Genomic DNA, 23,590 nt, shown 5'->3' on the forward strand with positions numbered 1-23,590 from the left:
TTCGTATACTGTTATTAGAGTAATTTATTTACAAACTAACAGGCTGAGCGCCCCTTTCTTTAATTTTAGATTGATGAGCGCCTCCATTTCAAACTAACAAGTTTAAAAGGGGGGCAATTATGTCTAAAAATTATCTATCAATAAACCTCATTTTAGAGCGTTATGGCTTTAGCCGAACTACATTTTTTAAAATAAGAAAAAGTGGTAGTTTTCCAAATCCCGTTACGCCTAAAAATTGTAGCCCACGCTGGTCAGTAAGTGACTTGATAAATTGGGAAGCAAAGAATTCAGACAGTGGATATTAGTAAATAAAAAGAATATAACAGTAGGTAGTAAGAGATATTTATATGCTAATAGATTTATACCTACTAGCATATAGATGATAAAAATCTACAATTTAAAAGCCTCATATAGATTGTACACTTCTTTGATATTATTTTTTTGTACTGAGTTCAAGATCAAATCATACTTACCTTTATCTCCAAGAATTCTTATTGTTGATTTATCAGCATTAGCAAGTTTTTGAGACAGCATGATTATATTTCTATCCTCTGTCATTACTGCGAACTCCCAAACTTTTCCGCCTTTATTTTCACGAGTGAACGCAACATTCTCCGATTCCCACCTGTAATCATCCGCGGCAATTTTATAATTGTTAGCAAACAACCAACTCCGTCCTGTGTAAATTATAGCAGCAGTTAAATCAAGACTACCTTTACTATCAATTTCTAAAGTTAGACTATAATTATTTGCAGCAAAACCTATCTCTTTACTAGCTTTAATTGTATAAGTATTTTCAAACTCATCTTTATCAACTCTCATATCAATTAAACTTTCAATCAGCTCTGGTTTTGCATTAAATTTACTGTTGATTTCATTTAATATATCAACTTTTTTTTGTGATAACTCCTTACCTGTATTTGTTTTGTACCATCTCACTCCATGACTATTCTTAAAAGAAACAAGCATAGTTTCAGAGTTTGGCACCAACGGTATTGCTTTAAAATTTTGAGATGCTTGATACTCTTTTAATGGTATAACGCCAGAGATACTAATATACTTTTCTTTATAAGCCATGTAAAAGTACTCTTCACCATTTTCTAAAACAACAGGCCAGTATAACCAGTTCCCCTCGACAACTGGCTCTTCAACTTTAAAATAACCTCTCATTCCTTTATATTTTTCGAAATTTAAAGTTCTTGAACAAATGCGTTCTTTCTTGCAGAAGTTTCTAAAATTCTGATTCCCATTATTTTCGTTAAACACGAACTCTTCTCTACCTTTTGGGGAATAAACAAATTGTGAGGTAGTTTTCATTTTATCTTGTTGTAATTTACTTTTGTCAGATGTGGTTCCACATCCAGATAAAATAGTGGTGGCTGATATTGAAATAGTGAATACTAATAATTTATACATAAAATCCCTTCAATTTAATTTTTAGAAAACCAACATACACATAAAAATGTAACTTTACAATATCAGTTTTTCCCATTTAGTATAAGCTGAAAGCTGTTCAGTAATAAAGTTACTTTTATTGTAAATCGAAAAGACACTACCCAGACTATGCCCTAATAACTTTTCTGCGATATAAGGTTCAACCCCCTTATCGACCAAGATAGTTGATATGGAACGCCTGAAATCGTGTACAGTCCATGACTCTAAATTCATTCTATCCCTAACAGCTCTACAGAATTTATTTATAGTTTGTGAGCTAATTGCATTTTGGTAAGTAGCAGAAGGAAAAACAAACCTCGAAAATTCAGAAAACAATTCAACCTGCTCTTTTAGTATGGTTATTGCTTGAGGCGCTAGGGGCCTTATTATTTTTATATTCGTTTTGCTTTTATCAGCTGGCAGTGTCCAAAGCTTATTTTCAAAATCAACATCAGACAATTCCATTTTTCTTACCTCACCGCATCTGGCACCAGTCAATACAATAAACTTAACTGTATTTTTAGTTGATACTAAGCATTGAGACCTTTCTATTTCTCTAAGTATTTGCTTTATTTCAACTATGCTTGGAGTACGGTCTTTTATACCGGAGGTATGACCAACAGACTTAGTAGCTATATCATTCAAGGAATGTTTATTAATAAACCCCCTATCAGAACAAAACCTCAAGCAAGTTTTGAGTTGCTTAACCAACGTTTGAGCAACATAGCCCGTTGAATTCTTTTCGACTTCATCAAAAAAACGATACCACTCAGGCTTTGTGACATCTTCTACAGGCGCTTTAACCTTTCCTTTAGCGTGTCTACCCAAACTGTAATTATAAACGCTTTGAGTGCTGGCTCTGAGCTTACAAACATACTTATCCATAAATAGATCAATACACTCATCTAATGATGGTTTTGTGTTTTCTATTGCATCTTTTGAATAATATTCTTTTATATCACACCCACTAGAAACTATATCCCTAAGCGTTGGCACAAGCTTTCTAGCATCGCTCAAAGACAATGCAGGATAAACACCCATATCATAACGCCTCTGTTTACCTTCAAACCTATACCTGTACTGAAAGACAATCTTACCTTTAGGTGATACCCTTACACTCATAGAATCACGATCTTTAAATACCCTAATGCTATCAAAGGGTTTATTTAAAAGACTTCTGAGTTTTGTATCTGACAATGCCATAATGTACACACCTATAGAATATATACACATTAGTGTACACATTGTTAGTTGAACAAGGAAATATAAAGCTGAATAAATATGAACGAAAGTGAACAAATACCACCTCAACTACCTGTTTTAAAAGAATTTAAAATAACAAAGGTGGTTATACATGAACTATAACGAACAACCAACAATCTACTGGCACGATTACGAAACCTGGGGAGCGAGCCCGCAAAAAGATAAGCCGAGCCAGTTTGCGGGTATTCGTACCGATCTTGATTTAAATATTATTGGTGACCCGCTAATTGAATACTGTAAACCGGTGGCTGATTATTTACCTCATCCAGAGGCCTGTTTGATCACCGGCATTACCCCCCAAGTAGCGATGAAAAAAGGTCTAGTAGAAGCTGAGTTTATTGCCAAAATCCATGCAGAATTTAGTGTACCAAACACCTGTGTAGCAGGTTATAACAGCATCCGTTTTGATGACGAGGTAAGCCGTTATAGCTTTTACCGTAACTTTTATGACCCGTACGAGCGCGAATATAAAAACAATAATAGCCGCTGGGATATTATCGATTTAGTACGTGCTTGTTACGCGCTGCGCCCCGAAGGTATGGAGTGGCCATTAAAAGAAGACGGCAGCCCAAGCTTTAAGCTAGAACATTTAACTGTTGCCAATGGTATTGAGCATGCTGCGGCGCATGATGCGTTGAGCGATGTAACCGCAACCATTGCCCTTGCAAAGCTCATAAAAGAAAAGCAGCCAAAGCTGTATAAGTTCTTTTTTAGCTTACGCGGTAAAAAAGCACTAGCAGAACTAATTGATGTATTTAACATGACACCACTTGTGCATACGTCGTCACGTATTCCAGCAGTACAGGGTTGTACTAGCTGGATTGCGCCAATGAGCTTTCATCCCATAAATAAAAATGCAGTGATATGTTTTAATTTAACTGAAAACCCGCAAGTATTGCTTGATTTAACCGTAGAGGAATTACGAACACGCCTTTACACAAAACACAGTGAATTAGGCGAAGATGAGTTACCAGTGGGTTTAAAACTCGTGCATTTAAATAAGTGCCCTATTTTAGCCCCAGCTAAAACACTACTCCCCGAAAACGCAGCACGCTTGGGTATTGGCCGTGAACAATGCTTAAAAAATCTCGCGATTTTAAAAGCGAACCCTGCACTTCGCGATAAAGTCACTGAAGTATTTAACGACAAACCTGATTACGGCAAAACCACCAATACCGATTACATGCTTTATGACGGCTTTACCAGCAACGCTGATAAAGCTAAGTTTGCCATTATTCGTGATGCCGACCCGGAACAATTAGCAACTCTTAAACTTGATTTTGAAGATAAAAAGTTCGATAGCTTATTGTTTAAATACAGAGCTCGTAATTGGCCGCAACACCTTAGCCAAGACGAATTAGCAACATGGCGTGAGTATTGTCAAAATAAATTGATGCATGGTGAAGATCAGCCTTCGATCAGCGCACAGGACTTTATGATCACGCTTGAAAATCTGGCTCATGAACATGACGATAGCGAAAAGGATTTAACCATTCTTAAAGCATTGTATAACTACGCGCAGAGTATGTAGTTTGCAGAACAGGTGATAAGCAAGAGTTCAAGCCGCAAGTAAAGTTAATTGCGGCTTTTTGCTAAAGAGTAAACACTATTTTTTATGAAGGGCTTCGATACGCGCTAGCAAACTTGATGTATCGTAGCGTCCGCCACCAAGTGCCTGCACGTCAGCGTAGTATTGATCAACCGTAGCGGTGATTGGTAGCGTAGCACCGTTATTCTTCGCTTCATCTAGAGCGATACCTAAGTCTTTACGCATCCAATCAACGGCAAAACCAAAATCGTAATCACCGGCCCACATAGTTTTGTAACGGTTTTCCATTTGCCATGAACCAGCTGCACCTTTAGAGATAGTCTCAATGACTTGTTCACCATCAAGGCCTGCTTGTTTAGCAAAGTGTAAGCCTTCAGCTAATCCCTGTACCACGCCCGCAATACAAATTTGATTCACCATTTTACATAACTGACCAGAGCCGACTTCACCGAGTAGTTGGCTAAAACGGCTAAATGTAGCCATGACAGGTTGTACTTTGGCAAAGGCTGCTTCATCTCCACCAACCATTACCGTAAGCACGCCATTCTCAGCCCCTGCCTGACCACCAGATACTGGCGCGTCAATAAACGCAACCCCTAGCTCAGCGGCTTTTGCTGATACTTCACGCGCAACTTCGGCAGATGTGGTAGTGTGATCAACTAAAATGGTGCCCTCATCCATACCAGCAAGTACACCGTCTCCGCCATACACCACTGAGCGTAAGTCATCATCGTTACCTACACACATAAATACAATTTCAGCGTTTTCAGCAGCACTGGCTGGAGTGGTGGCCACACTGCCATTATACTTCTCTGCCCATTTTTTCGCCTTAGCTGTAGTGCGGTTATATACACAAACTTGATAGCCTGCAGTAGCTAAATGCCCCGCCATTGGGTAGCCCATGACCCCTAACCCGATAAACGCAACTTTGATTGACATAAAAATGACCTATTTCAGTGGTAACTTAAAAAGATATATTGATTATCTCAACCAAATAGACAAAAAGCGAATGAAAAAGTCTTCATTAAATTTCCTCATGGACGACACAAATAAGGTAACTTATGGATAGCATATATCAATTTAACGCCGCACTTTATAACGGCGAAGACTTTGCCTTTAGCCAACTAAAAGGTAAAACAACTTTAATTGTAAATACAGCCAGTAAATGCAATTTTTCAGCGCAGCTCGGCGCTCTTGAAAAGCTATATCAGCAATATAAATCACAAGGCTTTATGGTACTTGCGTTTCCTTGTAATCAATTTGATTATAATGAGCCTGGTAGAAACCTTGATATTAAAGGCTTTTACCAACAGCAGTTTAATGTTAGTTTCCCTGTGTTTAGTAAAGTAATGGTTAATGGCCCTGAGGCTCATCCGTTATTTAATTATTTAAAAGCTCATACCCGAGGAATAGCACAAAATCGTGCCATAAAATGGAATTTTACCAAGTTTCTAATAAACTCTGAGGGACAGTTGTCAGTGCGCTATGCACCGCGTACTAAACCCGAAACCTTAAAACAGGTAATAGAGAGTACAATTAATGACGCAACTAACAGTAGCACTTTTCAGTTCGCAAAAGTATGAACAGGCTCCTTTTAATGCCTGTTTAAATAACCAAAGAAATATTTTACTCAGTCATTTTGAGCAAACACTCAATGAGCAAAGCACCACGCTGTGCAAAGGCTTTGATGCCGTATGTGTGTTTGTAAATGATGTGGTGAACAGTGCCGTTATAAGCCAACTTGCAGATAACGGTATAAAACTTATTTTACTACGCTGTGCAGGCTTTAATAACGTTGATTTAAAAGCTGCAAAAGCACATAACATTACAGTGTGCCGCGTGCCGGCATACAGCCCAGAAGCTGTTGCAGAGCACTGTGTTGCTTTAATGCTTACCTTAAATCGTAAAACTCATAAAGCTTATAACCGCATTCGCGAAGACAACTTTGACTTAAACGGTTTACTGGGGTTTAACCTCTTCAAAAAAACCATTGGTATTATTGGCTGTGGGGAAATAGGCCAAGCACTAGTGAAAATTATTAACGGCTTTGGTGCAAATTTATTGGTATGTGATCCTTATGCAGCTGAGGGTAATTACACACTTTGCGATATTGACACTTTACTTAACAAAAGTGATGTTATTTCACTAAACTGTCCGCTTAACGAACAGACTCACCATTTAATTAATGAGGACGCTTTTAGCAAAATGAAAAAAGGCGTCATGCTGATAAATACCTCGCGCGGCGCATTAGTAGATAGTAAAGCCTGTATTAACGCACTCAAAAGCAAAAAGCTTGGTTATTTAGGCCTTGATGTTTATGAGCAAGAATCAGAGTTGTTTTTTAAAAATCGTAGCGATGAAATAATGCAAGATGACGTATTTTCACGTTTAGTGAGTTTTCCAAATGTACTTGTTACTGGGCATCAAGGTTTTTTTACTCAAGAGGCGCTCAGCGAAATAGCCCAAACCACCATAAATAATGCGCTTGAGTTTGCAAATAACCAACCGCTGAGTAACGAAGTGAAATAAGGAGCTGATTTAAGTGCTAAGTCAAAGTTAAAAATCAACCAAGTTAACTTTTCTTATGCCTGTCAGTTGCATAAGTTGAAGTAACTCATATCTGTTCTAACGCTATTTAGAGTTTAGCTGACACGCTGTTATGAGCGAGAAGCAGACGGTCGATAAACTCGTTTTTGAACAAAATTGAACTAGACAGCCACTTTAATTATACTTGAATTCAAGTATTAAGTGCAATCATTATGCAGCCACCAGAACTTCTGATTGCCCCGTAAATAATTCATGAGGGGTTTTATACCCTCTTGTTTTTCTTGGCCGATGGTTGAGCTTATCAACTGCCGCCTGTATCTCTGCTTCACTTAGCGCCATAAAGTCAGTTCCCTTGGGGAAGAAGCGTCTAAGTAAGCCGTTGGTATTCTCATTTATGCCCCGCTCCCATGATGAATAGGGATGAGCAAAATACACATCAGCTTCTAATTTTTGTGCAACATGCTCATGGTGAGCAAACTCTTTTCCATTATCTAACGTCACGGTAATAACCTTACCTTTATATGGTGTCATACACGTGATCAGCGCATCGGCTGTTATTTTCGCATGCTTGCTTTCAATTCTGTGAACGACTGTATATAACGTTTTACGTTCAACCATTGTGACAAGCGCATTTTTACGCCCTTTACCTATCACTGTATCGCCCTCCCAATCACCAATCCTAGACTTTGAATCCACAATACTTGGGCGTTCATCAATGCTGACTCGATTAACTATCTGTCCACGTTTATCATAGCTTCCATAGCGTTTTTTATACTTTTTACATGCACGAGTGAGTGTCTTATGTAGCTTGCCACCACGAGCCTTGTCTCTGTAAATATATTGATAAATTGTTTCATGATGTAAAACGACCTGTTTCTCTAAAGCTAAGCGGCCTGCCACTTGCTCAGGGGAAAGTCCGTCATGCAACAATTTATTAATCCAGTGAGTGACGTCCTCTGTTAACTTACTTGCTTTGAAAGATGACTTACGTCTTTGTTCAGCAAAGTTATTGGCTTGGTTAGGCCGATAGCCTTTAAGTCCTTTATTGCGTTTTAGCTCTCTAGAAATAGATGACGGTGAACGAGTTAGTTCTTCAGCTATCTGCTTTTGGTTATTTCCTGCTTTTATTAACGCGTAAATCTGGTATCTTTCTTCTTGTGTCAGCTGTTTATATTTCATTAAAGCAATTTCCTTTGGCGAGAAAATGGCCGAATTATAACAGCTGGCCATCTAATCTGAGAAATTGCACTTATTATCCGAATTTAGGTCATTAAAGCAATTTCCTTTGGCGAGAAAATGGCCGAATTATAACAGCTGGCCATCTAATCTGAGAAATTGCACTTATTATCCGAATTTAGGATACAAACCAAACTATGTCATAAAATTTATTTTTAGGTTAATAATTTCTCTTCTATTGCAGAGTTATTTTCATTTCATCCATTTAATGAGCGATTGTCGCTGTTAAACCTAAATTACACACATAAAAATGACTGCATGATGCAGTTATGATTTATTACTGAATGTTTTAAGGTTATGCCAGTAGCTTTTCGCAGTTGCTGATATTTGCCCGACGCTTTCTGTTTAAATTTTCACAGTAACTTATTTGTGAACTAGGTCTGCCTACTGCGCCATGGAATACGCGTGTAAACTGTGTGGTGAGTTTTAACCAATTTTCTGGGGATATGTTAAGCCTTACGAGTAAAGGAAGGGTCACATTGTCAATATGTCCGCATTTATCCTCTCGCATTATTCGCCCTGTTAGCTCAACAAGTTCAAGGTACGATTTAAGTTCAAACGGCAGTCCTTTTGCCATAACTTGACGTGGGATGCCTGCAAAGCGAAGTAGTTGTTTTGGTTGTCTCCCTTCTTTTGCCTGTGTTATGCGTTGTTTGATGCTGGTATGGTCTGACTCTTCGGGCATTTCTGCCACTTTTGCTCTAATGGGGTTTAAATCAACATAGGCCATACAGGCTGCAAGTGCTGCCTCATCTAATAATGCTTGAGATGTGAATCTGCCTTCCCAGAATCGTCCCGTGCAGTTGTCTTCTTTATTTGCTCTGCGGGCAATGTCTTCATTTAATAACCGCATAAACCAGCTAATATTTGATAAGCGCTCGCGGTATTGTTTTACTGTTTGATTAAAAAAGATAAGTTCAGCTTTGCTTAGCTGTTCACCCTGTATGTATTTTTGCGTAAGTACAGTTCCTTTACAGAGTTTATGCCAGCGAATAACAATCGCTTTATCATTTAGCCTGTTTGCTTTTTTATCATCAACATACAGTACTAAATGGGTATGGTTACTCATTACGGCATAAGCACATACATCAATACAAAACACCTTGGCTAACTCAAGTAGTTTATCTTCAACCCACCCACGTCGATGCTCGTAAGATTGACCTGTAAAACGGTCTTCGCCACATAAAAATGCACGACGAACACAGCGTGAAATACAGTGATAATACTTTGTATCAACTAAACTTACTTGACGCTTTCTTGCAATAGCCATAAGACACCCTGCTTATTTTTTGCACTGATAAAAGCCTAGTACTTAGTTCACTAAACTGCAAAAAATAAAATGGGTGTCACTGTTATTTTGTTAACAATTGAAATAAAGCAAATTCAAATACTTAACAACACTTCTATATATAAAAAGCACTCTAAAAGAGTGCTTTAACTTAAGTTTTTCAATCACGTTATTCATCTAGCCAATCGATGGCGGCGGTGGCGTTTTCGTAGTATTGTACCTCGCCTGAGATAAACCAATTACCTATTTTAGCCATGCGGGCTTGCCATTCTTGATTGCCATAAATAGCAATTTTATTAAATTCTTTTGAGTGTCTTACGCCAAGTTTTAAATCATCCCATGCGGCGCGAAGCTCCCAGCCTTCTAGCTCGCTGGCATCTATGAGTACATTTGCTATAGGGTGTTTAACCTCGCCGAGGGCTGAGTCGATCATGGGGGTAATTACTTTATAGTCTTCATGGGTGAGTGTACCCACTGCTTTTAATTTTAAAAAGAATTCTCTGCCTGCGCGTTCAATACCAATAGATAACCCATGTGTTGTATGTACCATGCTGCTCTCCTTAACTGGGTGCGCTTAAAATATTTACAGCCTGTTGTTTGGATTAATTAAAGCCTAGGGCTTAAATTGTTCTATTTAAGTTAGTAGTAACTACATACAAATGCCAAACATTGACTGAGTTAAGCTATAAAAGTACACCCTATTAAGTTAATTAGTACTGAACTAAATCAACTATTTAATGGTACAAGTAAAAATAGTTAAGCGCCTTGCACACGCGCTATTTGCTTATTTACATCGGTTAAATGGCCTAATTTAAGCCACACTTTTGCACCTTGCTTACCTGCGGTTATATTAAGATCACTATTAATGGGTAGCCTTAGCCAGCTGTGTTTTACTAATATGTCTGATTGCTCACATACATCGCCTTCAAGCACCAGTAACTCAGCCCCACCAATTGCGCTAACTTGCATGTTAGCACCGGCTTCAAAGTGTAATATGCTCACGTCTTCATAGTCATCTTTATAAAGCGGCGTTATGGCAAGCCCTTTAAATGTTGCGTGCTGCACGCTGCCCATGTGCTGTGTTTGTAGGCGTACGTGAGTTCTATCTTCGGGTTGAAACTGCCAAAGCTTTACAAATATTATGCAGCCATTTTGTGAGCCTGGTTTATGCTTTGATTGTGGCGGATTACGAATATAGGAGCCTTGTGGAAAATCGCCATGTTCATCTTGAAATACCCCTTCAAGCACCACAAACTCTTCACCACCGGTATGTATATGAGGGGAGAATTCGCTGCCCGGAGCATAACGTACAATGCTTGTAGCACGGGCTACTTCTACGCCTACTCTATCAAGTGGGCGCCTATCTACACCTGCCATTGGCGAAGGGATCCAATCAAGTTGTTCACTATGAACAACGACACGTTGAGTAAAATCGGCGGCTATTTTCACTTAAAGCTCCTATGTATATGCGTATTTAAGCAGCAACACTTTCTCGTTGTGCTACATTTTCTTGCCACGCTTTTAAATGTGTAAGTTCACTTGGAATCGCAATTTGTGCAAATCCAGCAAACACAAGCCCAGCATACAATGTAATATCAGCAATACTAAACTGCTCACCGCCAACAAATGTCGATTGTGCTAGTACATCGTTGAAATAGCTAAACCCTTGATCTGCCTTTTCGCCTTGCTTTTCACCCCAGGCTACGTTTTGATACGTTTCAAGCTCTGGACCTAAGCCATCTGTCGCATGATGAAAATAAGTAGCCACTGCGTCAAGCACCATAGACTCAGCGCGCTTTTGCATCATGTTAATCACTGCACGCTCTTTTGCGGTTTTCCCCATTAATGATGGCCCTTCAAAAGCAGTATCAATATATTCTGTAATAGCAGTGCTTTCAGATATAAATGTACCATCATCAAGCTCAAGTACAGGTACACCTGCTAGTGGGTTTTTTGCTAAAAAAGCGTCTGTTCTATGCTCGCCATTAAGTAAATCTACCGGAACAAACTCAACATGTTCAGTTGCATTTTTTTCAGCTAATGCTATACGAACACGTAATGGATTAGGGAAGTTTTCTACATCATAAATTTTCATAAATCACCTATTATTAAATTAGTTGGATATCGAAGGATCTTCAAAACCTACCTATCGATAGGTACTTTATATAGTTAAAGTAATTCTATGTCAAATTAAAAATTTACTATTTATTCGAACTTTTATTGATGGGCTATTGGCTGATGCTATTTATTTAAGAATAAATGACTTGAAAGAAACTACCTACTGGTCGATAATTTCGTCACTAAAAGCAAGGTATAATTAAAATGAGCAAAAAAGAAGCGTTACTAGAAGCAGCAGAAAACAAAGTACGCCTTGGTGGCTACAGTAACTTTAGCTTTAGAGAGCTGGCAAGCGAAATAGGTATTAAAAGCGCCAGTGTTCATTACCACTTCCCTACTAAAGCTGATTTAGGCGCTGAGCTTGCTCATCAATATACTAATGCGTTTTTAAATGCGTTAGGCACGCCAAGCGAACTTAAAGCTAATGGTAAAAATCCTATTGATGTGTACACTCAGCTTTTTAGAAGTGCATTAGTAACTGACCGAAAAATGTGTTTATGTGGTTTACTAGGGGCCGAAAGCGATAGCCTTCCGGATAAAGTACGCCTTGAAGTTAAACGTTTTTTTAATCAAAATTTAGAGTGGCTTACTGAGGCGCACCGTGCCAATGGTGAGCAGCAACCTAAACACGCTGCTATTCATACCGTAAGTCTGCTTGAAGGCGCGATGATGATTAGCAAAACGCTTGATGATAATAGCTACTTTGAGCTTGCCACACAGCCAGCTTAGTAACTAAAATCTCTATGGGATAAAATCTTGACTTCAGACATCAAAACACCTGCAATTGGCACACTTCTGATTATCAGATTTGGTTAAGTCCTATTAAGCGAACCTGACAAACAAGCTAATACGTATTCGCCTTTTAAATACTGATACTCGATTAACGTTTAGTTTATTTATCTTATTGATAACATCTAAATAAAACCATTGCTATGCGAAGAATTTAAGCTCTTTGTTTCTTCATGCGTTCTATGTTCATTTATGAACAAGTTCGCATGAAGACTAAGTTATTACCCAAATGCGACATTGGCAAACACAGCCGTCATTAATATTGGGCATACAAAACGAATGTATTGTGCAAACCAATACCGTACTCCACTTGCAGCTTCGTGTAATTGATTACCACGGCGCCATAACCACCCTACCGTAATAAAGTAAAATAAGCCCATTAATGGTAGTTGATACTGAGTAAGCACCATGATTACTAAGCCAAATAACCAATCAAAATTAAAAATGATTAATGAAGAGGCTGATAGTACAGTGAGGCTTACCATAAAGGTCGCTGTTTTACGTTCTACGTGATGATTTTCAACTAAAAACGCAACCGGAATTTCAGTTGATGAAATAGTTGAAGTCAGTGATGCTATCGACATCAATACAAAAAACAATAAACCTACCACTAAACCAATTTCACCCATGGTATTAAATAGCTCTGGTAAAATAGCAAAAATAAGCTGACCTTCGCCAATCAACTTACCATCACTAAATACTTGCACGCCATTGTGTTGCGCCACATAAATAGCAGGAATAATTAACAACCCAGCTAAAAAGGCCACACCGGTGTCAAGTAATGCTACGGATGCCGTTAAACGCGGCAAATTAGCGTCAGGCCGTAAATATGAGCCATAAATCATCATACAACCTACACCGAGCGACAATGAAAAGAATGCCTGTCCCATGGCGGCTATTATTAAATTTGGATCGAATACTTGACTAAAATCCGGCACTAAATAGGCGGCAAACCCTTCATTGGCACCTTCTAGAGTTGCTATGTAAGCAATAAGGCCCACCAATAAAACCAGTAGCAAGGGCATAAGTCGGCGCGACCAGGCTTCAATTCCTGACTTAACCCCTTTTAAGATAATGCTGGCAGTTAAAATAAGCATCAGCGGCGTAAATACAAAGTTACGCGCCATAGAGTCAGTTTGTAAAAAGTGACTAATGTTTGTAAAGCCAAAAAATGTGGTAATTGGTTCAAGTGCATAAGCAAGCATCCATCCTGCTACAATGGAATAAAAGCTTAACATCACGATAGCACCACCAAGACCAAAATAGCCTGCCGCCGCACCTACTTTGGGCGCTTGATCTTGCCACGCGTTTTTAAGCGCCTTTACGGGATTGGCTTGTGCTTGGTGACCCAAATACAGCTCAGTGTATAAAGCTGGAACAGCCAATAAAAATATTACGATGAAATAAACCAGTAAAAACGCACCGCCACCATGATTCGCCGCTTGCGTGGGAAAGCCCCAAATATTACCTAACCCTACCGCAGCACCTGAAGCTGCTAAAACAAAGCCAAGGCGGCTTTGGAAACCATCGCGCAATTGTGCCATACATCTACTATCTGTTATTATTTCTCACTGATGTGAATTAAACCATATTTAGCACCCAACCAGTAAACTATTTGCGCTGTGCTGTACGGGAAGTAAATCAACTGATTTAAAAGTAACCAATCGAGCTTTTATGCCATCGTCTTTTTTTACAAAACAACTTACGATCGCTCCATTTGAGCAAATAAACACGCAAAATTATATTTTATTATTGGATGCCCGCTCTCTTAATATTAGTCAATTTGATTTACCTATCCTATTAAGTGAATTTGAACTAAGCGTGATCAACCGCCGTAGAAGCATTAAAGCTAAGCAAGAATATTTAGCCACTCGGTTACTTCTAAAATATTTAGTTAAACAACACGCAACTGAATTTAAAAATACCCCAGCCAATCATATTAGCTCTGAATTTGACGAAAAAAGCAGTAAATTACTTATACATATTATGGGTAGTGAAACCGTGTTTAGCAGCTGTTTATCTCACTCTAATGGTTTTGTAGGTGCAGCGTTAAACCCTGAGCGCATTGCGTTTGGGTTTGATATAGAAAAAATAACTTTAAAACGCCCTTTTGAAAAGCTCGCAAAGCATTTTTATCATGCAGATGAAGTCAATTTAATAACTGCAAATAAGCAACATTCAGCTGAACGTTTTTTTAGAATTTGGACTTTGAAGGAAGCCTTAGCGAAAGCCACCAGCCAGCCCATCGCTAAACTACTCAGCCCAAATATATTTGATGAACTTCAAAAGGCGAGTTTAACGGCTGTGAGCGCTAGATATAACAATTTTGATATTAGCGTAGTCAGCAAAAGTACTAACTGGCAGTGCTATTATATTGAAGACATTAATACTTTATTAACCCCAAACTAAGTAATGTCATGTGGTGAAAAAGAGTATTTTGTACTAGTTAGAGCCTAGTAAGCGCTGAATAAATCAGCGCTTAAGGTTCAATACTTACAGCCAGGCACCTACATGTAAGCTAATTACGCGGCGGTTTCAACTTCTAATAACCGGCGGTGGATTGCTTGAACAACAAGATCTGATTCACCTTGCTCAACTAAAAAGCATAAGTTGTGCTTACTCGCACCATGGCATATTAAGCGAATATTAAAATCACTTAATACCTGCATTAAATTAATTTCATGTTGGCGAAGTTGAATTTCAGAACCAATCAAGGCCACCAGCGTTAAGTTGTTTTCAACCGATACATGACAAAACTTGGCCAATTTATCTAAGCAGTCCTGATCAAGTTCTGGGCGCGAGGCATTAGGCGCGTTATCAAGTGTAATGGCTACACTTATCTCGGAGGTAGTAACTAAATCAACCGAAATACTAAACTCGCTTAAAATTGTAAATACTCGCGCTAAAAAGCCACTGGCTAATAACATTTCAGGGCTTTTAAGAGTTAGTAATATTTGGTTTTTACGCTGGGTAACAGCGCGAATACCCGGTATGTTAGATTTCTCTTTTTCAATCCAGGTGCCGCCTAACTGCGGTTCGCGGCTTGAGCCAACAAATACACCAATATGGCTTCTACTTGCTGGTAAAATAGTCGCAGGATGCAATACTTTTGCGCCAAAGGTTGCCATTTCAGCGGCTTCGTCAAAACTTAGCCGTGGAATAGGCGTAGCGTTTACACATAAACGCGGATCAGTACTAAATATACCCACTACGTCTGTCCAAATATGTACGCTTTTAGCATTTACGGCTTCAGCGAGTAATGCAGCGCTGTAATCAGAGCCACCGCGACCAAGCGTGGTTGTTTTACCATCCTCATCAGAGCCAATAAATCCCTGTGTAACAACCACCTGCTCTTCTAATAGCGGTATTAAATACTCTTTTGCCGCTGCGGCTGTTGCAGCAACATCTGGTGTCGCTTTGGAAAACTGACTATCGGTTTTTAATACTTTTCGTACATCAAAACGTCGTGCATTTAAGCCATTTAAACGCAGTACTTGGGTAAATAAATACGACGACAACCGTTCGCCAAAGCTTAATAGCTCATCGTGTGATTGTTTTGTTTTTAAAGGCTCACCGGCAAGTACTTGAAACGCTTTAATGGTTTCGTCATAGCCATGGGCTAAATCGGCATCCAGTGATAGCTCACTTAAAATAGACTCTTGAATAGCCAGCACGCCTGCAATATTACTGCACCGCTCATCTGTTGATAAATCTTTATTGCATAGCGCTACTAAATGATTAGTCACACCGGCACTGGCACTCACTGCCACTACACGCACTTTGCTATCGGCTACAATAATCTCACTACAACGACTCATCGCATCAAAATTAGCTACGCTGGTGCCACCAAATTTAGCGACCACATAGTCTGACTTTACTATATGAGTAGGCTGCTGTGCGTTATTTGTAGCTACTTGGGTATTCATGTCGTCTCCTTTTGTGGCATTCATACCACGATAATACAAGAAGAACTTGGCAAGGGGGTGCTTGATAAGAAAAGTCCACTGCCAGAAGCTCTCCACCTAATTTGGTGACAGTTTTGAGGATTCAGCCCCATAAACCGAAAAACCACCGCGACGCTCAGTTGTTTTTCTCGGCGAGTACTTCCCTCGTTAATGGTCACAGGCTTACGTCGCCTCACATTAAGTACCTAAGTATCGCACCTCTTCTGAATGTTATATTAACCGTTTAAGTAAACGCCTAAAATAACAAAGCCCACTGTAAAAGTGGGCTTTTGGAATTTATCGTTTAGACGTCTAGCTGTCAAGTTGTTTTAAAATTATTATACCCAAACTACCTGCAATATAAGAGCCCATATAACCTAACTTATAAGTAATTAATAAATACACTGACATAGGTAAAACTCATAAAAGTCAGTGTATTTACTTAACTTATCGCAACAATACCGGCCGCATAGCCAATAATAAGGTACACTTAATATTAAGGTCGTTTTAGTGCTCGAAAGCAATATCACCACAAGAGATATAAGCACGGCAGTAATATGGACAGAAAACGATGAAAATAAGAACGAAAAACCACCAATCAAAAACATCAGCTTGCGTTTGCTAATCGCGCTTGGCATTATTCTATTCACCGTATTTTGGATAAAACCTTACGAGTTTAAATAAACAACAGCGCTCATTGCAGCCATTAAAAACAGCTAGAGTGCGGCAACCTCTAAATATTGTGGCCGAATTAATGTTGTATGTTTTCGGGCCTTTGCCCATTAAGCTCCGAGATAAATAAGATAATTCAGCATTAACTGCCAAAGAAAAGCGTAGTTTTGCCCTTGTTTACATGGATAATACCCTCTATAGCGATGAGCACAAATGCAAGCATTATCAGGGTTAAAATAATTGCAGTTACCGTGGTGTTTGAATAACCTTTATAGAAATATAAAATTGCATATTCATTGCAAACAGCGACACGACGAGCACTCTAGTATCAAAGGCTGTGTAAAACTATTGCTGATTTACAACTCTGCGACTAATCGCTGTTAAAGCAAAAACTAGGATTTTGGAGCTTATGATCCCAGCTAAAAAGTTACTAAATACCATTACTGAGCATTGGGGCATGTTAGAACTGTTATTTAAACGTTTTAAGATGGCTGATTTCAGTTTAAAAGACGTACAAAATGCCATAAGACAAAAGCAACCATCATGGTCAAATGAGCGTATTTACAAAGAAACAAACCGGCTATTAAGCCAAGATATAATAATTCCCTTGGCGAAATCGTCACAGCTTGAAATTAACCGAGCAATCGCCGACTTTGCCACTTTTTTATTGCAAGAAGAGCATTTAGGCCTAGCCCAAGAAATTAGCGTACTAGTTGATGACTTATCACGCCTTGGTAACCGCCTAGCTAATGCCGGTGAAATTGACGATTTTGACGAATTACGCCGTTTTAGCCGCATTATGGATGATCGTGTACGTAAAATAATGAAGTTATTTACGCACAATGAAAATGCAATCTTAAATATAGTAGAACAAGCTAAAGCCAATAACGCGGTACAATCGCTACAAAAACGTTATAAAGCGGTGATTGAAGCATTTGATGAATACATCGAACCGATGCTTGAAATGGTTGATATTCGTGGTGACTTTCATGCTTGCTTAACGACCATTGAAGCACAAATAAGTGCCCAAATAGCGCACATTGAACGCTCTGGTAAGGCATACCAAGACAAGCGTATGCTTGAGCAACTACGTACTCGTATTTTAGAAATGCATTTAATCGGCCGTGAAAGCCTACGCAAAAGTGCGGATATGCTGATGCCACTGCGTGAAGAACTACGTCGTAATAACTTAATCACCCGCCAAGCCGCCAAAGTGCTTGGTTTAATGCGTAAAAATGGTGTAGATAATATGCTAAGTGCCGTGCAACCTCATTTTGTATCTGACGCGCAGCGCTTTTCATTAGGCCAGCAGCGCCATATTATCGCTTACATGGCCGGGCTGGTTGAGTTTGAGCACAGTGAATACGAACTACCCGACCAACACGATGTGCCAGCCTACGTAACTCCTAACATTCCAGATTATAATAATGTGAAAGCCAATTTTAAAAAGCGCTTTAATACAAACCGTAAAAAGCCACAGCCACTATTGACCTTTTTAGGTGATAGTTATCCTGATCTTGAAGCCGACGAAATGCTGTTTTTATATCAAAAGTTAGTCAGTGATACTGACATTGAAATAAGCCAAAGCGATGAAAAAATGCGAGTTAAAATCGCCGGTCAACACTTTTCGCTATTCCCATTTAATACAGAGCCTTTCAATACAAAACCTATTGACTCAAAACAATCTCAAACAGGGTGTGAGTAATTACTATGACCCAAATTAATTTGAATGAACTAAGCCACCTACAAGCTATAAATAAAAAACTCGTTACAGGTTATCATATTAGCGAACAAGACACCTTAATGTGGCAAGAGCTTGACCAATACATTGAACAATATAGCGTACTTTTTACCGCTCTTGGCCACGAATTACAACACGATAGCCGCGGTTTTTATTACTTTGCTAGCGACGAAAGCACACCAAACATGGGGAAAATTTCCCGCGCGATAGCCTTAACGATTTATATTCTAATTGAGCATTATGCCAATACCGGTAAAGACCCGCTGCGTGCTTTGTTTGATGAAGTGAACGATTTGGAGCTAATGCAAACTTTAGTGCAACTAAACAAGCACCTGTTTGATCAACTAGAGATATTTTCAGGCTCTGATCTACGAAAAGATGTATACCTTCGCATGATCCGCCTAGGGCTTTGTCGTGAAGTAGAAGCCGGCTTTATGTTACAACCCCCTGTTTATCGTTATATAGATGCATTAATGGAAGTAAGCGAAGAAACCTACCTAGGAGAGGACGAATAATGCAAAACCTTTACGGCCTCAGCAAACTGGCACTTTTGAACACCGCGGGCTATGCCAAATGCATTATTCCGCTGGATAAAAGTAGTTCTATTTGTGCGCCTAATAACACCGGTAAAAGTTCGGTAATAAATGCCCTGCAATTTCCACTTATAAATGATTTACGACTTACTGAATGGGACGGCCACGATTTAGACGAAACCCGTAAGTTTTACTTTTCATCTGACCAATCATACATTTTACTCGAAGCTGACTTGCCACAAGGCCCTGTAGTTATAGGCGTTGCGGGCCTTGGTAAAATTGCCGGTTACGCGCATCAATTTTTTTGCTACCAAGGCAAGCTAAATCTCGAACAGTATACCCAGGGCAAAACCATTATTAAGTTCACCAAGCTTTTTAGTCACTTAAAAGAGCAAGGTTTTAACCCTATTGAACTTAAAGCCCAAGAATTAAATGCATTATTAATGGGCGGCGCTACTGCGTATGATGGTGATATAAATTTAAAAATGATCCCGCTTAATAATGTGCAAGACTCAGCTATATACAAAGAGATATTTCGCCGCATATTAAACTTGCATAAATTGGGCGCAAGCGATGTTAAACGCTTTATGCTGCGAGTGTTTGAGCGACACATGTCCAACTCCAAAGTTGATTTTTATGAAGTCTGGCGTCGCTCGTTTGATAAAGTAAACCGATCTAAACGGGAATTAAAAGCGCTTGAGTCAATGCAAGAGCCCATTTCTGCGCTTGAATCGATGCTTGAAAACCAAACAGTTCTTAAAGGTAAACTGGCAGCTTATGCGCCAAAAGTAGACCAAGCCTTAATTGATTTTGATACCTATCAAGAAGCACAATTAAGCGAACTTAACATTGCCCTTGAAGACATCGATCACGAAAAACATGAGTTTGAACAAAAACAGCAGCTTTACGTACAGCAATCGCGTGATATTGAACGTAAACAAACCCAAATAGAGCAATGGTTTTTAGACTTTAATGCCTTAAAATCTGAGTTTGAATTGGTTAATATGGCTACGCTAAAAACCAGTATTAACCAATTAAGGCAAGGTTACGAGTCACTTTCGCACTCAATTAATAGCGCACAAGGGCAAAGCTTACACACCCTTGATTACCGTATAAGTGAAACGCAAAAACAAATAAAAAGCTTAAAGCTCCAGCTTAAGAACCTTGAGTTTAATTTGTTTACTCGTATGCGTGAGGATTTATCGTTAAAAGAAGTCGAAGAGATTTCACGCATTTTAAACCCCGACATCCTTTCCTTTGCTACCACCAGCAGTGGCGATATTGATATTACTGACGAAGATGCTTTTGGTGCATTTTTACAACAGTTATCAGATAGCGTGAAAGGCAGCGTACTTACCCTGCCCGGTGCAACTATTAAGCTAAAAAAGCTCTCAACCGTGCAAATGCAAAGTGGCGAAAACAAAGAGCAATTAACCGCCCAATTAAACGCTCTTGAAAATTCTCTAAAAGAATTTAAACAACAGCGTGAGGTTGCAGCTAATGTAGCGGACAAGCAAAATGAAAAAGAGTCACTTTACGAAGAGCTAATGAGTGCTGAGAGCGCACTTAAACGCTTTGAGCAGTTTGAGATTATGCTGCAATCAATTGACGCTCAAGCCATGCTAAAGGAACAATTACTCGCTGAGCGCGAACAAGTTGACGACTACTTACAGGATATTCAAAAAAACAGCGGCTCGATTGCTGATAGACGCTCAATTATCAAGTCGAAGAAAGAATTTATATCACGCCAAAGTGAGCGTTTACAACAAGTTAAGTCTGAACGTATTGATCATACGCTTGATTTATACAGCGGAAAAGTAACGCCTTACATGATTGACGTGCAAATCGACTTTGATAACTTAAGTGATTTAGTACATCACTTTAATAAAGACTGCCAAGAGCTACGCAATTTTGATATTAATGTACGTAATACATATTTGCATATTTATAATGCCGGCATTACTAAGTTTGATAACGAAAACGACGAGTTCATTAAATATCAAAAGTTAATTAGTGCTTTTCATAATATTGATAACGAACGCGATGCCGTTGAGCGCCAAGCTCGTGTTGCATTAACCGAAGTAGCAGCAACAATTAAAGGCTTGCGCGAAGACTTAGATCGCCTGCGCCGTGAAATGAACAGCTTTAATAAAGGTATTAGTCAGCACCGAATATCAAACTTACAAGCATTTAAAATTAACGTTATACCGCGAAAAATGTTAGTTGATAGTATTGACACCATTATCAGTACCTCAAACCAATTTGAGCAAGGTGATACTCTCGACTTACTTAGCCAAGAGCCAACTAGCGAAAGCGCGGTAAATGAAGCGAAAGATCATTTAATTAAGCTCGCTTCAGATAAAGCGGGATTAACCCTTACCGACTTATTTGATATTCGTTTTGAAATAGTTAATCGGGCAGGTGAAACCGAACACTTTGAGAAAATTGACTCAGCGGGCTCTAACGGCACACGTATTACCATTAAATTATTATGCGGTATGTTGTTTATTCGCTACTTATTAAGTGATCAAGAACAAAACCTTTACCGTATACCTATATATATTGATGAAGCAGCTGATATTGATCCGCAAAATCAAAAGGCAATTATCGAAACGGCACTTAGCTTTGGCTTTGTGCCTATTTTTGCTTCAGTAAAACCGCAGATTAGTTGTGATTATATTGTGCCGATTCGTTCGGTTAAGGACGGAGCCCAAAACTGGGTAGATGAAAAAGATTGGATTGAAGTTGATCATCCAAATAATGATTCTATTGATTAACGACCATTGATTAAAAATGTAACCGAGTTAATTTATCATTCAGTAAATAGCAACTACAATCAAACTTAGTTGCTATTATTTGTGAAATATCGATAGAATACATTCAGCTGAATTATTTTTATGTTATGTTATGTTATAAAAAAAATAGCTATACATATTTTGCCAAGGAGCAAATACTATGAAAAACCTACTCATTGCTGCAGCTGTACTTATGCTAGCCGCGTGTGCAAAAACCCCTGATGTTGATTACGACAGAACTGTCGATTTTACTAATTACAAAACGTTTGCTTGGCTTCCACAAGCAACCTTAGCAAATACAGATAACTATCAAATCAGTCCATTGATGGAGCAACGTGTTCGTGACGCTGTTAATACGCAATTACAAGCGCAAGGTATAACACTCACTGATACTAACACCGCTGATGTATTACTAAACTACCATGCATCAGTTGATACTAAAATTGACGCTGATACTTTTAACGCAGGCTACGGTGCCCGTTGGAATCACTGGGGTATGAGTTATAACACTCAAACAACCACTCGCGAATACGATGTAGGTACATTAATACTTGATGTTATTGACCGCTCTTCGAACCAGCTAGTATGGCGTGGCGCACATGAAGGCCGTCTAAAGAAGAAACAATCTCCTGAACAGCGTAACGAAGCGGTAAGTAAAGCAGTAGCGACTATTTTATCTGGTTTTCCACCAGAAAAAGTAAAATAAAATTTAAAAAGATTAAAAAGCTCACTTTTTAGTGAGCTTTTTTTGTCTAATATAAGTGCTCTTTATGGAAACTATACCTAATAAAGGTGCACTGACAGCCCACCTAAATAAAAAGTAAATAAACAAATTCATTCAGCTTTGTACTTATGCCTTGTATTTATGAAGTAACGCTTTAGGTATATGGCAGTAGTCATCAGGAAAACGAGTTAACCTTTGTTGATGTTCGTCCTCGCTTTTTACAAAGTTAGTCAATGGTAATACTTCAACCACTATTTTATCCGCATCATCTCGCTTGTTTATATAATCACGGGCAATTTTTAAATGGCTTTGCTGTTTACTGTAAATAGCCGTACGATACTTAAGACCTACATCTTCGCCCTGCTTATTAATACTGTAAGGGTCGATAATCTCAAAAAAATAACCAATAAGCATATTGAGCGTTACTTTAGTTGTATCAAATACCACGCTTACGCATTCGGCGTAGCCATCGTAATCACTTTTTGTAGTATGGCTGGCACCATTGGCACGCCCAGCCTCAGTAGAGAGCACACCGGGTAAATGTTTCATAAACTCCTGCACACCCCACAAGCAGCCGCCTGCAAAGTAAATGCTTTCTTGGTGTACGTTCTGATTTTGATCTTTTTGTGCATTCATTTATTAATGATCCAAATAAAGTTAATACTCCACTTTTAGAAACGTCTAAAAAACTAAAAAACATGCCATAACCATTGTAGTTTTATTTCTTTGCACCCTCTTCTTCTTTATAGTGATATTATTTTTTACCAGCGATAGCTCTAAGAAGCTGCACGCTAAAAATAAATTAAATTACGGAAAATTCAAATTCTGCCACTTTACAGATTATTATCAAATGCAATTTTTAATGTACAATAGCGCCCAAAATCACAACTGATTAGTTTAGCCATTTTATCACGGTATAAAACGGCTGTTTAGAACTTAGTTATTATCACAATTGCA

The 23,590-nt window shown here is 38.8% G+C and carries 21 protein-coding genes, 1 pseudogene and 1 riboswitch; of the genes and pseudogenes, 10 read left to right on the top strand and 12 right to left on the bottom strand.

The window, feature by feature from the left end; all coding sequences use genetic code 11:
- The first annotated feature begins 119 nt into the window (after positions 1–119).
- Entirely contained in the window at positions 120–305 is a 186-nt protein-coding gene (locus ACT3S9_RS09310; RefSeq protein WP_444750903.1) for a helix-turn-helix transcriptional regulator, read from the top strand.
- An 85-nt stretch (positions 306–390) separates the two neighbouring features.
- Here the strand turns inward: ACT3S9_RS09310 and ACT3S9_RS09315 are convergent, their stop codons facing one another.
- Together ACT3S9_RS09315 and ACT3S9_RS09320 are read right to left on the bottom strand one after the other, a co-directional pair.
- A complete protein-coding gene (locus ACT3S9_RS09315) occupies positions 391–1,416 on the bottom strand; it encodes a hypothetical protein (protein ID WP_444750904.1) in 1,026 nt (341 codons plus the stop codon).
- 54 nt (positions 1,417–1,470) lie between these two features.
- Positions 1,471–2,637 (bottom strand): tyrosine-type recombinase/integrase, encoded by a 1,167-nt coding sequence (locus ACT3S9_RS09320; RefSeq protein ID WP_444750905.1) that lies wholly within the window; start codon positions 2,635–2,637, stop codon positions 1,471–1,473.
- A gap of 151 nt (positions 2,638–2,788) precedes the next feature.
- Between ACT3S9_RS09320 and sbcB the strand changes: the two genes are divergently transcribed.
- Positions 2,789–4,228, top strand: a complete 1,440-nt coding sequence (sbcB, locus tag ACT3S9_RS09325) for an exodeoxyribonuclease I (protein ID WP_444750906.1) — start codon at positions 2,789–2,791, stop codon at positions 4,226–4,228.
- A 75-nt stretch (positions 4,229–4,303) separates the two neighbouring features.
- Here sbcB and ACT3S9_RS09330 read toward each other — a convergent pair whose 3' ends face one another.
- Positions 4,304–5,185 carry an NAD(P)-dependent oxidoreductase gene (locus ACT3S9_RS09330; RefSeq protein ID WP_441834906.1) on the bottom strand — a complete coding sequence of 294 codons (882 nt, stop codon included), beginning with the start codon at positions 5,183–5,185 and terminating at the stop codon, positions 4,304–4,306.
- Positions 5,186–5,307: 122 nt separating this feature from the next.
- On the opposite strand from ACT3S9_RS09330, the gene ACT3S9_RS09335 reads away from it, so the two are divergent.
- Positions 5,308–5,829, top strand: coding sequence for a glutathione peroxidase (locus ACT3S9_RS09335; protein WP_441834907.1), 522 nt, complete (start codon positions 5,308–5,310; stop codon positions 5,827–5,829).
- The gene (locus ACT3S9_RS09340) at positions 5,786–6,775 is read left to right on the top strand and encodes a 2-hydroxyacid dehydrogenase (protein ID WP_441834908.1); all 990 of its coding nucleotides are present in this window, start codon (positions 5,786–5,788) and stop codon (positions 6,773–6,775) included. The genes ACT3S9_RS09335 and ACT3S9_RS09340 overlap by 44 nt, the downstream gene beginning before the upstream one ends.
- A gap of 228 nt (positions 6,776–7,003) precedes the next feature.
- On the opposite strand, the gene ACT3S9_RS09345 is transcribed toward ACT3S9_RS09340, so the two are convergent.
- The 5 genes from ACT3S9_RS09345 to ACT3S9_RS09365 all read right to left on the bottom strand — a co-directional run bounded on the left by ACT3S9_RS09345 (position 7,004) and on the right by ACT3S9_RS09365 (position 11,412).
- On the bottom strand, positions 7,004–7,972 hold the full coding sequence (locus tag ACT3S9_RS09345) for an IS30 family transposase (protein ID WP_086959932.1): 969 nt from the start codon (positions 7,970–7,972) through the stop codon (positions 7,004–7,006).
- A gap of 352 nt (positions 7,973–8,324) precedes the next feature.
- Positions 8,325–9,299 carry a transposase gene (locus ACT3S9_RS09350; RefSeq protein ID WP_441834909.1) on the bottom strand — a complete coding sequence of 325 codons (975 nt, stop codon included), beginning with the start codon at positions 9,297–9,299 and terminating at the stop codon, positions 8,325–8,327.
- A gap of 187 nt (positions 9,300–9,486) precedes the next feature.
- On the bottom strand, positions 9,487–9,867 hold the full coding sequence (locus ACT3S9_RS09355) for a SpoIIAA family protein (RefSeq protein WP_024032784.1): 381 nt from the start codon (positions 9,865–9,867) through the stop codon (positions 9,487–9,489).
- Between the two features lie 206 nt (positions 9,868–10,073).
- A complete protein-coding gene (locus ACT3S9_RS09360; RefSeq protein WP_441834910.1) occupies positions 10,074–10,766 on the bottom strand; it encodes a cupin domain-containing protein in 693 nt (230 codons plus the stop codon).
- Positions 10,767–10,791: 25 nt separating this feature from the next.
- Positions 10,792–11,412 (bottom strand): glutathione S-transferase family protein, encoded by a 621-nt coding sequence (locus ACT3S9_RS09365; protein WP_441834911.1) that lies wholly within the window; start codon positions 11,410–11,412, stop codon positions 10,792–10,794.
- 227 nt (positions 11,413–11,639) lie between these two features.
- Here ACT3S9_RS09365 and ACT3S9_RS09370 point away from each other — a divergent pair, with 227 nt between their 5' ends.
- Complete coding sequence (locus ACT3S9_RS09370; RefSeq protein ID WP_441834912.1) at positions 11,640–12,164, top strand: TetR/AcrR family transcriptional regulator; 525 nt, start codon at positions 11,640–11,642, stop codon at positions 12,162–12,164.
- Between the two features lie 281 nt (positions 12,165–12,445).
- On the opposite strand, the gene ACT3S9_RS09375 is transcribed toward ACT3S9_RS09370, so the two are convergent.
- Positions 12,446–13,768: a sodium-dependent transporter gene (locus ACT3S9_RS09375; RefSeq protein WP_441834913.1), complete on the bottom strand. Its 1,323-nt coding sequence runs from the start codon at positions 13,766–13,768 to the stop codon at positions 12,446–12,448.
- Positions 13,769–13,898: 130 nt separating this feature from the next.
- Between ACT3S9_RS09375 and ACT3S9_RS09380 the strand changes: the two genes are divergently transcribed.
- Entirely contained in the window at positions 13,899–14,633 is a 735-nt protein-coding gene (locus ACT3S9_RS09380; protein ID WP_441834914.1) for a 4'-phosphopantetheinyl transferase family protein, read from the top strand.
- Positions 14,634–14,746: 113 nt separating this feature from the next.
- Here the strand turns inward: ACT3S9_RS09380 and lysC are convergent, their stop codons facing one another.
- Positions 14,747–16,150 carry a lysine-sensitive aspartokinase 3 gene (gene lysC, locus ACT3S9_RS09385; protein WP_441834915.1) on the bottom strand — a complete coding sequence of 468 codons (1,404 nt, stop codon included), beginning with the start codon at positions 16,148–16,150 and terminating at the stop codon, positions 14,747–14,749.
- A 77-nt stretch (positions 16,151–16,227) separates the two neighbouring features.
- Positions 16,228–16,400: riboswitch (Lysine riboswitch) on the bottom strand.
- Positions 16,401–16,689: 289 nt separating this feature from the next.
- Positions 16,690–17,063 (bottom strand): annotated as a pseudogene (locus tag ACT3S9_RS09390) (sodium:proton antiporter); the annotation flags it as partial.
- Between the two features lie 186 nt (positions 17,064–17,249).
- On the opposite strand from ACT3S9_RS09390, the gene ACT3S9_RS09395 reads away from it, so the two are divergent.
- The 4 genes from ACT3S9_RS09395 to ACT3S9_RS09410 all read left to right on the top strand — a co-directional run bounded on the left by ACT3S9_RS09395 (position 17,250) and on the right by ACT3S9_RS09410 (position 22,615).
- The gene (locus ACT3S9_RS09395; RefSeq protein ID WP_441834916.1) at positions 17,250–18,545 is read left to right on the top strand and encodes a hypothetical protein; all 1,296 of its coding nucleotides are present in this window, start codon (positions 17,250–17,252) and stop codon (positions 18,543–18,545) included.
- 5 nt (positions 18,546–18,550) lie between these two features.
- Complete coding sequence (locus ACT3S9_RS09400; protein WP_441834917.1) at positions 18,551–19,096, top strand: condensin complex protein MksE; 546 nt, start codon at positions 18,551–18,553, stop codon at positions 19,094–19,096.
- A complete protein-coding gene (locus ACT3S9_RS09405; RefSeq protein WP_441834918.1) occupies positions 19,096–21,891 on the top strand; it encodes an ATPase in 2,796 nt (931 codons plus the stop codon). Before ACT3S9_RS09400 ends, ACT3S9_RS09405 begins: the two co-directional genes overlap by 1 nt.
- 178 nt (positions 21,892–22,069) lie before the next feature.
- Positions 22,070–22,615: a DUF4136 domain-containing protein gene (locus tag ACT3S9_RS09410; RefSeq protein WP_441834919.1), complete on the top strand. Its 546-nt coding sequence runs from the start codon at positions 22,070–22,072 to the stop codon at positions 22,613–22,615.
- A gap of 144 nt (positions 22,616–22,759) precedes the next feature.
- Here ACT3S9_RS09410 and ACT3S9_RS09415 read toward each other — a convergent pair whose 3' ends face one another.
- Complete coding sequence (locus tag ACT3S9_RS09415; RefSeq protein ID WP_441834920.1) at positions 22,760–23,269, bottom strand: peptide-methionine (S)-S-oxide reductase; 510 nt, start codon at positions 23,267–23,269, stop codon at positions 22,760–22,762.
- Positions 23,270–23,590: the final 321 nt, after the last annotated feature.

The sequence above is a fragment of the Pseudoalteromonas sp. AOP31-A2-14 genome (genome assembly GCF_052378035.1).
Lineage (GTDB): Bacteria > Pseudomonadota > Gammaproteobacteria > Enterobacterales > Alteromonadaceae > Pseudoalteromonas.